Genomic DNA, 15,437 nt, shown 5'->3' on the forward strand with positions numbered 1-15,437 from the left:
TAATTCTTATGTTGTTATTATCAAAATACCGCCTTAGAAATAAATCGAAGGCGGTATTCATTTAAAAGATGGTGTTTGGCCTGCAATATGCAACAAACATGCATCGAGTCTATTTTGTTTAGGCCATTGCTGATTGATCAATTACCGCAATGGCTTAACAATTTTCGGTTACTTTTTGTCGTCGTTCACTTCTTCAAATTCTGCATCAACAACGTCATCACCACCTTGAGAAGCTTCTTCAGCCGTTGTATCAGCACCTGCTTCTCCACCTTGTTGTGCTTGAGCAGCTTGCGCTACTTTTTGCATCACCGGTTGAGCGGCGGTTTGCAAGGCTTCAGTGGCCGATTCAATCGCTGCTTTGTCATCTCCTTTGGCTGCTGTTTCCAAAGTTTCAATCGCAGCTTCAATGGCTGCCTTTTCAGCGTCATCAATGATTTCCTTGTGCTCTTCCAACATTTGTTTGGTGGAATGAGTCATGGCATCAGCACCATTTCTGGCTTGCGATAATTCTTTGAATTCTTTGTCTTTGTCAGCATTCAACTCGGCATCTTTAATCATGTTCTCAATCTCTTCATCCGAAAGACCTGAGCCCGATTTAATTTCGATGCGTTGTTCCTTGCCTGTGGCTTTGTCTTTAGCCGACACATGAATGATGCCATTGGCATCGATATCGAATGCCACTTCAATTTGTGGCATACCACGTGGTGCAGCTGCAATGCCTTCCAAGTTGAATTGACCCAATGACTTATTGGCATGAGCCACTTCACGCTCACCTTGTAACACGTGTACTGTCACAGCTGATTGGTTGTCTTCAGCGGTTGAAAATACCTGTGATGCTTTGGTAGGAATCGTGGTGTTTTTCTCAATCAATTTAGTCATCACGCCACCCATGGTTTCAATCCCCAGAGACAACGGAGTCACGTCTAACAATAAGACGTCTTTGACATCACCCGACAATACACCACCTTGTACGGCAGCGCCCATGGCAACGGCTTCATCCGGGTTAACATCTTTACGAGGCTTTTTACCAAATGTTTGTTCAACAATGGTTTGCACAGCTGGCATGCGTGTTTGACCACCAACCAAAATAACATCTGAAATTTCGCTCAATGAAACACCGGCATCTTTAATCGCTGTTTCACAAGGAGCCACTGTACGTTTAACCAATTCTTCAACCAAAGACTCTAATTTAGAACGCGTGATTTTAACGTTCATGTGCTTAGGTCCTGAAGCATCTGCCGTGATGTATGGTAAGTTAACTTCAGTTTGATCCAAAGTTGACAATTCAATCTTGGCTTTTTCTGCCGCTTCTTTCAAACGTTGCAAAGCCAATGGATCATTTTTCAAATCCACGCCTTGGTCTTTTTTGAATTCAGCCACCAAGTAATCCATCACACGGTTGTCGAAATCCTCACCACCCAAGAAAGTATCACCATTGGTTGCCAACACTTCAAATTGTTGTTCACCATCAATGTCAGCAATCTCTATGATTGAGATATCGAACGTACCACCACCCAAGTCATAAACAGCGATGGTGCGATCACCACCTTTTTTGTCCATACCATAAGCCAAGGCAGCAGCTGTTGGCTCATTGATGATTCGTTTCACTTCAAGGCCAGCAATTTTACCAGCGTCTTTGGTCGCTTGACGTTGTGAGTCATTGAAATATGCAGGCACAGTCACAACGGCTTGTGTCACTTCGTGACCCAAATAATCTTCGGCTGTGGCTTTCATTTTTTCTAAAATACGTGCTGAAATTTCTTGTGGCGCCATTTTTTTGCCACGAACTTCAACCCACGCATCACCATTGTCTGCACCAATGATTTTGTATGGCACGATGTCTTGGTCTTTTTTCACCACATCTTCATTGAATTTTCTACCAATCAAACGCTTGATTGCAAACAAGGTGTTCTCAGGATTGGTAACCGCTTGTCTTTTTGCAGCCTGACCCACGATGGTTTTACCTTCTTCGGTAAAAGCAACCACAGAAGGTGTTGTTCTGTCGCCTTCTGAATTTTCAATGACTTTGATGTCATTGCCTTCCATTATTGCAACACAGGAATTGGTTGTTCCTAAATCTATACCTATTACTTTTGACATTTTTATAACCTCTAAAATACTTTATTCTTTATTGAAGGTAGTTTGTACTTTTCACAAAACCTTCTGATTGATTGACGATTATCGATGAGTTCATCGGGTCGCTTTTCTCTATGACCACTATCTATGGTCAGCAATTATTTTTTCAAGCTATTGAGCCACAACAACCATCGCTGCACGGACAACGCGACCATTCAGCAAATATCCTTTTTGAAAAACATTCACAATGGTGTTTTTCTCATGATCAGGTGAAGGCACCATACTCATGGCTTCATGTTGTTCAGGGTCAAATGTTTCACCAACTGGGTCAATGATTTCAATCCCATTGTCTTGTAACACTTTGGCAAATATTTTTTGCGTGTTTTGGGTACCTTCAATCATGGCCTCTGTAGACACTTCACAATTGTCATCATTGATCACTTCCAATGCTTTATCAAAGCTGTCCATCACTGGAATCATCGCTTTGATGATTTTGTCATTGGCAAATTTTCTGGTGTTGTCCAAATCCCTTTGTAAGCGCTTTTGCAAATTCATGCCTTCAGCGACCACTCGCAAGACTTCATCGTCTTTCTCTGCCAACTTGGCTTTGGTTTCATCCAGCTCAGCCTGCAAAGATTCAATTTTTGCTTGCATTTGTTCTAATGCAGACAGTTCATTGTCATCCAATTCAGCAATCACCACTTCATCTTCATCATTGAATTCATCATCTGTTATAGATTCACCTGATGCATTCAAATCTTCATCTGTCATGGCTTCTTCAACTTGATTCACATTTTCCTCTGTCATAATCACACATTCGAAATTAATAATGGCACTGATATGGTGATTACAGATGACAATTCAAGGCAGTGTGGTTAAAATTAAATTTCATTTTCCATAAAAACCACCAGTCAAATATGTTGCAATCCTTGTACATCAAGAATTTTGTTTTGATCGAACAGTTAGAAATAGATTTCCATCCAAGAATGTCTGTCTTTACTGGAGAAACAGGCGCAGGTAAATCCATCATCATTGGCGCCCTGTCAATGGCCTTGGGAAACCGGGCCGACACACAAGCGATTGGACCCTTTGACGAACAAAGTGAAATCATTGCTGAATTCGTGATTGCCAACAACCCCAGTGCCCATGATTGGCTACAAGAACAAGACTTGTTAAATGGTGATGAATTGATTATCCGAAGAACCTTCAATCGCCAAGGCAGAAGTAAACAATGGGTGAATGGTCGCCCGACACCTTCGGGAATGGTTAAAGAACTGAGTCAGTTTTTAGTGCAAATTCATGGACAACACGACCAAATCAGATTACTAAAAAACCAAAATCAATTACAGATTTTAGACCAAGCCGGTGATTTTGATTTGTTACTAAAACAAACCCAAGAAGCCGTTAAACACATACATGCCATCGAACAACAGCTTGAAGATCTGCAGGCTGCAGGGTCTATGAGCCACGATCAAGTTCAGTTGTTACAATACCAATTTGATGAATTGGAACAACTGGCGTTGGCAGACAATGAATATGAATCACTGCACCAATCATTAAAAACGGCTGCCCATGCCCAAGAATTAACACAAAATATTGACGACTCCATTCAGCGACTCAGCGCCGACGACTCCAGTGTTGAAGTACAATTAGGCCACATCATCAACAAATTAAAACTGGCCAAAGGCCATGATTTCAGTGTTGTTTGCCAAATGCTTGAAGAATCATTGATCAATGTCAATGAAGCACAGAATGAGTTGCAATCGGTGTTGGAAGCCATTGAAAACAATCCAGATGACTTGCAGCAAATTGAAAGTCGCATTGAACAGATCAGTCACATCGCCAGAAAACAAAATGTGATGCCTGAACTGTTATTTCAACAACATCAGGATTTGAGTGAAACATTACAAACCCATGCTGACTTAGCCATTAACCAGCAAAAGCTCAACGATGACCTTGATTCAGCCTTGAACAAATACCGATCATTGGCCGCGAAACTATCAACCCAACGCAAAAAATCAGCCCAAGATTTATCGAATAAAATCACCACCATGATTAAGCAACTGGGCTTACCCGAAGCGCAATTCAGTATCCAGGTCGAATTACAAGACGACGCCAAACCCAAAATGTTGGGCAATGATCACATTGAGTTTATGATTGCAGCCAACAAAGGACAGTCTGCACAGCCCTTAAATAAAACCGCCTCAGGTGGTGAATTGTCACGCATTTCATTGGCCATCGAAGTCAGTACCCAACAAGATCAATTACAACAAGCCTTTATTTTTGATGAAGTGGATACCGGTATAGGCGGCGCCACTGCTGAAAAAGTGGGCCACATCATGCAACAACTCAGTAACAACAACCAGGTTTTTGCCGTCACCCACTTGCCACAAGTCGCCGGACATGCCCATGATCATTTATTGGTCAGTAAATCCAGTCAAGGCAAGTACACCACCTCTGTGATAGAACACTTGTCTACAGAACAAAGGATTCAAGAGCTGGCCAGAATGTCTGGCGGACAGAACATCACTGATGCCACACTGGCACAAGCCAAAGAATTTTTAAAAACGGGTTAATACTTTATAAAGCATCTTATAGTAAGATAACTTATGAGCCAATCGACACAAATCTTATGTATAAAATCATTGTATTAGCCTTTATTTTAACTTGGTATGGAAGTAGCTGGGCCGAACCGCAAACCACTGCTGAACCAACTGAATCATTATCTGCTGAACAATTGGCTGCAGCTGAAGATGATTTTTCCAAGTGGTTCAACCAGCTCAATGAGCATTTAATCAACTCCAACAACAGCGCTGAAAAAGTCATGGGGTTGGCCGCCATCATCAATGCCACCCTCAGCGAAAATAATCAGGGCGTTGATGCCATGGTTACTGACAAGTTGTTAAAAAACTTATCAGATATAATGAATGAAATCATCAATCAAGATGATTTGTCTGAAACCACCTTGGACATGTTGGCCTCATGGTGTTTCAGACCAAAACTGAAAGTCTATTGTGACCATGACGCCTTATTGGACAAACAACTCAAAGGATCACCGGATAATTTAAATGTATATTTGATGCCGTTGAATATTGCCTTAGAGCAGCAGGACCAAACATTGATTATGCAAATCATTGGTCGCATGTCTGAAGCCAAACGCAGCCACCACAGCCATTACATCACCCCAGAATTCAGCCAAATGATAGATCAGTACATCGCCGAAAACCCAATACCCACAAGTTATGTTGCAGCGTTCAAAGATGACAAGGCTTTGTTATCAGGCTTGTCACTTGAAAAACAAGGGCAGGCAGATGCTTTGATCAACGCTTATTTTCCAACTTCGATTAAAATGTCTTATGTGTTTTTAAACACCACACCAGCATTCAGACCTTTGTATCAAGTTTGTCAATCCAATAAAGCCACCTTCGTCCAATGCTTACAAATCACCCAAATCCTCATCAACCAGAGCAACTCATTGATCGCCAGGGGCGTAGGTTATGCCACCTTGATGGCGATGCATGAAAGTCGAGGAAAAGCGGATTTATTAAAAACGGTTGGTGAAAAACACGAAGCCTACAAAGCCAAAGTCCAATGCTTATCCAGAACGGTTCAAACTGTTAATTTCATTGAAAACTTCCTGGACCCAGCCTACCAAAAAATAAACCTGCAGCCAATTGACGAACTTGAACGAAAACAACAATTGGCTGAATATGTTTACAATAAATACAAAGACAAGCATGCAGACTTGAAGGATCCAAAAGATTGTTAAGCATTTAATTGATTAGTATGGCGCGCCCAGCAGGAGTCGAACCTGCGACCTACCGCTTAGGAGGCGGTTGCTCTATCCACTGAGCTACGGGCGCGTTGCTATGGGCTGGCTATTCTATTCGTTGTTGCTGATTTCTGCAAATACGACAGCGGTTTTTTAATCAGTATACAGACTCCTCCTGCAGGAGTACTCCGGGCATCCTGCCCTTCGCCCTACGGGTCCGCTGCGCGGGGTTGAATTGTTCCCGACAATTCAATCAAACCTGCGACCTACCGCTTAGGAGGCGGTTGCTCTATCCACTGAGCTACGGGCACGTTGTTATGGGCTGGCTATTCTATTCGTTGTTGCTGATTTCTGCAAACACGACAGCAATTTTATTGCTGCTGGGATTGGTGGTGACTCGACTGATTTGATGTAATTTAGGGTCGTTGAATTCATGGGCAATGAACCACCTTTTCTGATCCAAACTGACATATAAAGTGTTGTCTCGACCGGCCCAAAATCGTCCTTGGGTGTCCAAAGTAAAGTCTTCTACTCCAACAGGTAATCCCATCACATCAACCACTGCTGCTTTCGAAGTTCTCGATTTAATTCGCCATGGCTGGGTGTTTTTATCTACATAGTAAATACTTTGGTTGCTGGCATCAGTGATGAATGAACGTCCCACATTTTCTGCCAATTTCTCAGCCTCTAAATCAGCGCCTTGAATATACAAATCGCCACCGTTGTTGTCATTTAACATAAAACTCCAAACCACTTTTCCTTGGGTCCAATTAAAATAACCGACTTGTTTTAGATCACTGTATCGCTTGGCTTCTTCATTTTTCTGTAACAACACCAAGTATTGATCGCCATTGGCGTCGACTTGAACCACACTGATGCCATTGGCTTCTGGCATGGGTGTTGGTGAGTACTCGCTTTCCGCCGTGGCAATATAAACAGTGGTTTTGCCGGTGGTAACGTCGTATTGATTGATGTCCATTTGACCACTGGAATCGTCGAAATGCGTATAGTAAATCAATGCGCCATCGTTGGAAAATCGAGGTTGTGAATCATAACCCGGTGAATGGGTGATGTTAATCCCATTTGAAAGGGTAACCGCACCACTGTCATTGACTTTATAATCGAACAATAAAATTTCACTGCCTGGTGGTGTCGGCGCAGTTACTGGCTCAACCAATTTTGATTCTTCAGCAAATATTTGAAAACTCAATAAACTCAGCAAGACTATTTTTTTCATGATTTTACTCCCAACCAAAATGCAAAAAAACAACAAACCGTCGTCACCAAAGTATAAGCAATGGCTTTAAATAGCTGATCATTTTGGATCATAAGCACGGTTTCCATAGAGAAAGTAGACCACGTGGTCAATGCACCCAACAAACCCACAGTGATGAACAAGCGCAATGCTTCATTGATGGCTGCTTGTTGATTGAAGTAATCAAAAGCCATTCCCATCAGAAAACAACCCACCACATTCACCATCAGGGTGGCCCAAAACAAAGGCACGTGCAATGCATGTAGGGCCAGTTGATTGATGCCAAATCGAACCGAGGCCCCTAAAGCACCGCCTATGGCAACCGCGATGATTGAATTGATCATTGTGGCTTTTTATTCATATGTTGTGACCTCTGGTTTCTGATGTGGTTTAACTTTTCAGCAATTTTAGCTTCTAAACCCACATTTTTAGGTAAATAGTATACCTGTTCATTGATACCATCTGGAAATCCTGATTGGCCCAAATCAATGCCACCTTCGACATCATGGTCATATTGATAACCAGCACCAAAGCCCTGCTGCTTCATCAATGATGTCGGCGCATTACGCAAATGCATTGGCACCGGTTGAGTGCCAAACTGTAGCACATCAGCCTGTGCAGCTTTGAATGCAGTATAAATGGCGTTACTCTTGGCGCAACAGGCTAAATAAGCCACAGCTTGTGCCAACAACAGGTCACCTTCCGGAGAACCCAATCGCTCATAAGCTTGCCAAGCATTGAGACAGATACTCAAGGCCCTGGGATCAGCAATGCCTATGTCCTCACTGGCCATCCGTACAACCCTTCTGGCGATGTAGTTGGGATCACACCCGCCGTCTAACATGCGGGCCAACCAATACAAGGCCGCATCAGGATTTGAGCTTCTGACACATTTGTGCAAGGCTGAAATTTGTTCATAAAATTCATCGCCCCCACGATCAAAGCGTCTGGTTTGACCGGAAGTCACCAATTCAATGTCTTGGTCTTTAACCACATCATCGCTGATGCAATCCAGCAGAATTTCAAACAATCCCAATAATTTCCTGCCATCACCATCTGCGGCCCTGACCAAGGTCAATAATTGCTTGTCACTGATGGTTATATCTAACTTGAGCGCACTTTGCGTTTGCTGCAATAAATGCAACAAATCATCTTCACTTAAACTTTTTAAAATATAGACTTTTAACCGCGATAACAAAGCATTGTTTAAGGCAAAAGAAGGATTTTCAGTGGTCGCACCGATCAGAGTAATCAGGCCACTTTCCAGGTGTGGCAAAAAAGCGTCTTGTTGTGATTTATTGAAACGGTGGATTTCATCAACAAACAGCACTGTTCTTTTGGGCAATGCTTGCTTGGCTTGATTGATGGCATCTCTGATGTCTTTGACCCCAGAAAGCACCGCCGATAAATTAATCAGCTGTGCATTCATCGCTTGACTGATTATTCTGGCCAAAGTGGTTTTACCGGTTCCTGGCGGACCCCAAAAGACCATTGAATGGATGGTTTTATTTTTCAGCATCAAAGCCAGGGGTTTGCCATCAGCAACCAGGTGTTGTTGCCCTACGATTTCTGCCAATCGACTGGGTCTGAGTCGATCTGCCAGCGGCTGATTGGCACTGTCAATTATTTCCTCAAACAAGACTCATTCACCGATGGCTTGGATCACATCAACACCTTCTGGTGGAGTGAATTGAAACAACTGTTGGTCTAAATCTGGGTTTTTCTCAATTTGTGCAAATTCAAACACCATAATTTGGTCATAAGTATTGAATACCTTGATGGTCGATATGGCATTATTTTCAACCGCCAACCAGACATATTTCACATCTTCAGACTCTTCTCGCGGGGTCAAACTGATCCAGTCTATCTGCTTATCAGTGGTCACATACCTGATGTCATAATGCTGTTGCGACAATTCATCATTGATGATGACGTAAATTGGATTCAAATTATTGTTTTGTTGTTTAACCGTCACTTGCTCCAGATCTTCGTCATAAACCCATACCTGAGAACCATCTGCAACAATCAATTGTTCTATCGGGTCAACGTACTGCCAGCGGAATTGACTGGGTGTTGCCATCCAAACAGTGCCTGAGTTGATGTCCACTTTTTTATTGCTTTGCGTTAATTCATATTGGGTAAATTCTGCCTTCAAGGTGGATAAATCGGCCCTGACTGCTGCCAACACCACCATGGGATCTTTTGCACCTGCCACCAAAGGTGGTTGGGTGACTTCTTCAGCGCTGGTATCTGCAACAGCTGATAAAGGCAACGAGGCCACGAAAAGCAACAACACTGGTATCAATATTTTCATCATTAATTTCAAGTTAAAATGACATTTTAACCAATCAAGCTGAACTTGCGCTAAATAATTTAGTTGATTCATTTCATATCAGCCCATGTTTCTCTGTTTGACTCAATAACAATTTAATTAGGTGCGTCATTCTTGTCAATATTTCAAATATTTCTTGCTCAATTTAAATCAGTTTTTAAGTATCGATGTCACTGAATTTAAAACATTTATTATTTAATTGACATTGTTTTACAAATCAATTATCTTAATTGATTAAGGGGTGGAAAATAGTTGAATCATTAGGGCGTTAAGTTCACCAGTTTCTCACTGTCAGTCAAAATTATTAGTTTAAGGGTTTAATATGTCTTATCGTTCAACTGCTTTGGTGTGTTTCGGATTGTTGCTGTTCTCTGTCATTTCTCAAGCACAAAACAGGTTTTATCATGTGTACGTTGACAATGATGCCAATGCTGCTACCGGATGTGTGGTTAATTTACCAGATTTTTCCAGCACCATAGAGGGCGTACAGTCCAGATTAACAATCACCACCGACAGTGCCTTGCCACCCAACATCGTTTCAACCCAAATTCATCAATGCGATGGTCTAAATTTCAATGCAGGCACTGCAAGCGCAGCGGCAGCCCTTGGCCTGAATACCGGTGATGCCGGCGCTGATGTCTTTGAAGCAGCCATCAGCACATTGGATTTAAGCATCCATGCCTCTGGCAATGCCCTGTTCTATTTTGTGACCGAATCTGACACTGCCGGTGACGTTGTTTTGAATCATGCCAATGGCGGTCCGATAATCTTGGGTTTTGTGTTTCCAGTACCTGCTATGGGCTTATTGGCATTGACTGTATTGTTACTGATTTTATTGATAACGGTCAGAAGAAGTTTATCCAGAAACATCACCATCAGCATGGTATTAATCTGCGTATCAACATGGGTTTGGGCCATGAACATCATCATTGATGGTCAAACCACTGATTGGAACGGCATCAATCCTGCCAATACCGACCCCATCAATGACACCTCAGCACCCGGCAGCTATGCAGATTTAACGGCTGTATTTTTGACCAAATCATCTGATGATGTATTTATAAGAATGGATGTGCTTGATGTTGAAAACCAAGCGCCCATTGCCAATGCCAGCAGTGACACTACGCTTGAAGACAATGCAGTCACCATCACTGTGACCGGTTCTGACCCCGAAGGTTCGCCCATCACTTTTTCCGTTGACACAGCGCCTGCCAATGGCTCACTCGGCACATTCACTGTTGTAAACAACACCTCTTCAACTATTCAATATACCCCGGACCCAGATTTTAACGGGTCTGACAGCTTCACCTTTGTCGCTAACGATGGTCAAATCAATTCAGCACCAGCCACCGCTGCTGTCACGATCACGCCAGTTAACGACATGCCCAGCTTTACCGATGGTGGTGATATCACTGTTGATGAAAACAGCGGTATTTACAACAACACTTGGGCCACTGACATCTTGGCTGGCCCAGCCAACGAAAGCGCTCAAATCCTCACATTCAATATCGTGAATGTGACCAATGCAGGCTTATTTTCGACGCCTCCAACTGTCGATGCAAACTCAGGCAATTTGAGTTTTACCCCAACTACAGATGTTTTTGGGACCTCAACAGTCACTATCAATTTGATGGATGATGGCCTCACTGCCAATGGAGGCATAGATACATCAGCCAACATCACTTTTGACATCGTTGTTGAAGAAGTGAATGATGCGCCTGTACTGGCCAACATTCCTGATCAAACGGTTGACGAGCTTACCTTGTTGTCGTTCACAGCCACTGCCACTGATGCCAACGTACCGGCTCAGAACTTGACTTTCAGTTTGGGTGGTACAGTCCCTGCTGGTGCGGCCATCACGACTGGTGGCGACTTCAGCTGGACCCCCACAGAAGAACAAGGGAGCACAGGCACTTTTAGCTTTGATGTCATTGTGACTGATGATGGCACCAATCCAGATGACTTAAGTGATTCTCAATCCATCAACGTCACTGTCAACAAGGTCAATTCAGCACCTGTGCTTACGGCCATTGGACCACAGACAGTAGATGAACTGAATAATTTGTCATTCAATGCCGCTGCGAATGATACTGATTTACCGGCCCAGAACTTAAGCTTCACCTTATCTGGAACGGTGCCAAGTGGCGCAACCATATCAAATACAGGTGCATTCAATTGGACGCCTACGGAAGCCCAAGGTGGCAATGCCTATACTTTTGATGTAGTGGTAACTGACGATGGTGTCAATCCACCAAACTTATTCGATTCAGAAACCATCAATGTGACTGTGAACGAAGTCAATTCGCCACCAGTTTTGAATCCAATCGGCAACACCACCTTCGATGAAGAAACCCTGCTCAGTTTCAATGCCATGGCAGTTGACACAGATAACCCAGCACAAACACTGACATTCACCTTAGCGGGTGCTGTGCCAACTGGTGCGGTCATTACGACTGGTGGCGCATTCAGTTGGACACCCACTGAAGCCCAAGGGCCTGGCGTCTATTCATTCAATGTAGTAGTTACAGACAATGGCAGCAACCCTAATAACCTGAGTGATTTTGAAACCATTAGCCTAACGGTCAACGAAGTCAATGTAGCGCCAGTGGCGAACGCACAAACAACCACAACAGATGATGAAACACCGCTGACCATTACCTTAACCGGCAGTGACGCTGAAGGCAGCTCATTGACCTTTTCTATTGCTACTTCACCGGCCACTGGCTCCTTAGGTACAATCACTCAATTGACGACGACTTCAGCTTCGGTGACCTATACGCCGGGTGCTGTGGGCAACAATGACTTTACCTTTACAGTATTTGACGGTGAACTGAACAGCAGTCCAGCAACAGTCAGCCTGAATGTCACCAGTTCAAACTTACCGCCTGTTGCCTCTGATGATTCTTATGATGTCACTGGTAATGTTGGGCTCACTGTGCCTGTTGCTGCTGGTGTGGTATCCAACGACAATGATCCTGATCTAGATACATTGACTGTCACTGCGTTTGATGCAAGCAGTGCTCAAGGCGGCGCAGTGAGTGTCAATGCCAACGGCAGCTTCACTTACAGCCCTCCGGTGGGTTATACCGGTGCTGACAGTTTTGCTTATACCATGTCAGATGGCGAATTCAGTGATTCTGCCACTGTCAGTTTAACCATCAGTGACAGGCTGTGGTTTGTCGATAACAGCGCAGGTGCTGCTGGCAATGGTACCTTGACCAACCCATTCAGCACCCTGGCTGAGTTCGATACAGTCAACGGCAATGCCGGCATTGCCAACCCAGCTGCTGGTGAATGTGTGTTCTTGAATGAAACAGGCAGTGGTAACTACGTCGGTCCGGTCACTTTGTTGCCCGGTCAATCCATGATTGGCAAAGCCTCCTCAGTCTCAGCACCAGCACTTTGTGGCATCACTTTGGCAACACACAGTACGCCATTACCAGCCATTAACGGCACTGCACCTACTGTCACAAGTGCAAGCATCGGCATCAATTTAGCAGCAGACAATACATTGCGAGGATTTGATGTTGGCGACACCACAGATACTGACCTCAATGCCTCAGTCAATGTAGGCACGCTAGCCATTTCAGAAATGTCCTTGTTAGGCAATGGCCGCGCATTGAACCTGGCTGCAGGTGGTACTTTAAATGTAGCGCTTGATCAACTGATATCGTTCAATGGCACCAATGGCATCAATTTATCTAATGTGGGTGGCGTATTTACCGTGGCCAATGGCACGACCATTGACGCAAGCGCAACCAATGGAATTTATATCCTAAACTTGGCACCAGGAGCTGTCTATAATTTTGGCAACACCAATGTAACCAATAGTGGCTTTAATGGCATCCAAATTTATGCCGATGCAGGCTCCAATGTGATTTTTAATCAACTGAACATCAGCAACCCAACTAACTTTGCTTATTTTCAATTTGGTGGTGAACTGAATACATCATCTGGCAGCATCAATGCGCCCAACTCTACGGCCTTTGATCTAGAAAATGCTATTGCCAATGTGAATTTGACTACCGTTTCAGGCAACAACAACAGTGGTTCAGGAATCAAACTTGACAACAATACTGGCACCATCAATTTAGGCAACGGTGCTGTTACAAGCACCGGTTCAGGCATTGTTTTTGATGTGGGTGGTGCTGCCAATGCTTCTGGCGGATCAGCAATCATCACTTACAATGGGGATATCACCAGTACAGGAACTGGACGATCTGTTCAGATTGAAGAATTGACAGGCGGCAGCATCACACTGAACGGCACCATCACAGAATCCTCCAATGGTATCCGTATCCAAGGTATCAACAACGGTGCAGCAGCCAGCGTTAACTTTGCAGGCAATGTGACAGCCAATACGATAACCAACACGGCGATTGATTTGGGGTCAGCAGTGGGCAACACCAATGGCACCATCAATTTTACCGGTGTACTTGATATTGACACCACATCCGGCAATGGATTCAATGCATTGAATGGTGGTACTGTGAATGTCAGCGGATCATCTAACACCATTAACACCACCACAGGTACAGCCATCAATATTCAAAATACCAATATTGGCGCTTCCAATCTGGTTTTCCTCAGTGTATCAGCTGGTACGACAACAAATTCAGCAGGTGCTGGAATCAATCTCAATACCACTGGAACATCAGGTGGGCTGATGATTACTGGAACAGGAACCACAGCAGGTTCTGGCGGAACCATCCGCAACAAGTCCGGAGCCAATGGAAACAATTCTGAGGGCATTGGTATAACTTTGAACAACACATCCAATGTACAATTATCCAACATGCAATTGAATGATTTTGACAACTTTGCCGTTCGAGGAATCAGTGTCAACGGCTTTACCATGACAGACTCTATAGTCAGCGGAATCAGCGGTAACAGCAGTGCTGTTGATGAAGCTGCCATTAAATTCACCAATTTAACAGGTACCTCTGTCTTTGCTGGCAATAACATTTCAGGCGGCTTTGAAGATCAGGTAAACATCATCAACGACACAGGCATTGCCAATATCAGTGTTGTTGACAGTGCCAATGATGCTGCTGTCATCGGTTTAGATGCGGTGCCAACCAGTAACAATGGGAACGACGGTTTGTTGGTTGAATCTCAAGGTGCTGCCATGGTCACACTGACAGTGGCAGGTGTTGAATTCGCTGGCGCCAGGGGTGATATGCTGCAGACCAATGCCATAAACACTTCCAATCAAACCATTTTAGCCCAAAGCAATTTCTTTAATAACACCCACCCCAACATCGTTTCAGGCGGTGGTGGCATCACAGTATCAGGTGGTGGAGCGACCAGTGGTTTTACCCAAGGCTATGATGTTGAGGATTCCAACTTTTCAGGTGCTGTAGGTAATGCGGTGACGGTTAATTATGTTTCTGGAAGCGGAACCATCAGTGGCGCCTTAAGTCGCAATAATGTGGGACTCAATGACGTGGCTGGATCTGGCTCAATTGAAGCCAGTGGAATCAGTGTTGGCGCCTCACAAATGACCCAGCACAACACCACTTTAGACCTCAACATCATTCGTGGCATCAATGGATATAGCGGCATTGATACAATTGCCAACACTGATGTTAATTTCAATGCCACCATAACCAATAATACAGTGGAACAATTAGCTGGATTCGCATTTGCTGCGATGACTAATTTAGTTGGTGGAGTTGGCACCGAAACCGGCACCGCCTGTTTGGATGTCAGGAACAACACTTTTGATGCCAGTGCTTCACCTTTTGCCGGTAATGCGGTGTTCAAAGATCAAATCAGTGGCTCCGCCAATTATAATTTACCTGGGTATAGTGGCTCAGCAAGTGGCGAGTTTGCCATTGCCTGTGCAGCAGGAACAGCCAGCGTTGATACCGGTCTCCACCATATGGGTAACGGGAACACCATGATTAATGGAGCATTCTCAACATATCCAACCGGGGTAGACGCTTCTGCAGTTTGTGGAAAAACTGGTATAGGTACATCTTGTCCGCCATAACATGTAA

Annotated in this window: 9 protein-coding genes and 1 tRNA gene; 3 read left to right on the forward strand and 7 right to left on the reverse strand. The window is 44.0% G+C overall.

What is annotated here, in order from left to right; translation table 11 throughout:
• Positions 1-168: 168 nt before the first annotated feature.
• Positions 169-2,100, reverse strand: coding sequence for a molecular chaperone DnaK (gene dnaK / locus CCS90_RS08195; protein WP_099019056.1), 1,932 nt, complete (start codon positions 2,098-2,100; stop codon positions 169-171).
• Positions 2,101-2,247: 147 nt separating this feature from the next.
• Positions 2,248-2,868 carry a nucleotide exchange factor GrpE gene (gene grpE, locus CCS90_RS08200; protein WP_218961656.1) on the reverse strand — a complete coding sequence of 207 codons (621 nt, stop codon included), beginning with the start codon at positions 2,866-2,868 and terminating at the stop codon, positions 2,248-2,250.
• Positions 2,869-2,993: 125 nt separating this feature from the next.
• Between grpE and recN the strand changes: the two genes are divergently transcribed.
• Positions 2,994-4,652 (forward strand): DNA repair protein RecN, encoded by a 1,659-nt coding sequence (gene recN / locus CCS90_RS08205; protein ID WP_099019058.1) that lies wholly within the window; start codon positions 2,994-2,996, stop codon positions 4,650-4,652.
• Positions 4,653-4,708: 56 nt separating this feature from the next.
• Positions 4,709-5,845 (forward strand): hypothetical protein, encoded by a 1,137-nt coding sequence (locus CCS90_RS08210; RefSeq protein ID WP_099019059.1) that lies wholly within the window; start codon positions 4,709-4,711, stop codon positions 5,843-5,845.
• Between the two features lie 18 nt (positions 5,846-5,863).
• On the opposite strand, the gene CCS90_RS08215 is transcribed toward CCS90_RS08210, so the two are convergent.
• From CCS90_RS08215 to lolA, 5 genes are all read right to left on the reverse strand, one after another.
• A tRNA-Arg gene (locus CCS90_RS08215) sits at positions 5,864-5,939 on the reverse strand.
• Between the two features lie 240 nt (positions 5,940-6,179).
• Positions 6,180-7,085, reverse strand: a complete 906-nt coding sequence (locus CCS90_RS08225; protein WP_099019060.1) for a TolB family protein — start codon at positions 7,083-7,085, stop codon at positions 6,180-6,182.
• Positions 7,082-7,447: a fluoride efflux transporter CrcB gene (crcB, locus tag CCS90_RS08230; protein ID WP_099019061.1), complete on the reverse strand. Its 366-nt coding sequence runs from the start codon at positions 7,445-7,447 to the stop codon at positions 7,082-7,084. The genes CCS90_RS08225 and crcB overlap by 4 nt, the downstream gene beginning before the upstream one ends.
• Positions 7,444-8,742, reverse strand: coding sequence for a replication-associated recombination protein A (locus CCS90_RS08235; RefSeq protein WP_211336991.1), 1,299 nt, complete (start codon positions 8,740-8,742; stop codon positions 7,444-7,446). The genes crcB and CCS90_RS08235 overlap by 4 nt, the downstream gene beginning before the upstream one ends.
• Positions 8,743-8,745: 3 nt before the next feature.
• Positions 8,746-9,417 (reverse strand): outer membrane lipoprotein periplasmic chaperone LolA, encoded by a 672-nt coding sequence (gene lolA, locus CCS90_RS08240; RefSeq protein ID WP_162846764.1) that lies wholly within the window; start codon positions 9,415-9,417, stop codon positions 8,746-8,748.
• Between the two features lie 340 nt (positions 9,418-9,757).
• On the opposite strand from lolA, the gene CCS90_RS08245 reads away from it, so the two are divergent.
• Complete coding sequence (locus CCS90_RS08245; RefSeq protein ID WP_099019063.1) at positions 9,758-15,430, forward strand: beta strand repeat-containing protein; 5,673 nt, start codon at positions 9,758-9,760, stop codon at positions 15,428-15,430.
• Positions 15,431-15,437 lie beyond the last annotated feature (7 nt).

The sequence above is a fragment of the Marinicella litoralis genome, assembly GCF_002591915.1.
Taxonomy (GTDB): domain Bacteria; phylum Pseudomonadota; class Gammaproteobacteria; order Xanthomonadales; family Marinicellaceae; genus Marinicella; species Marinicella litoralis.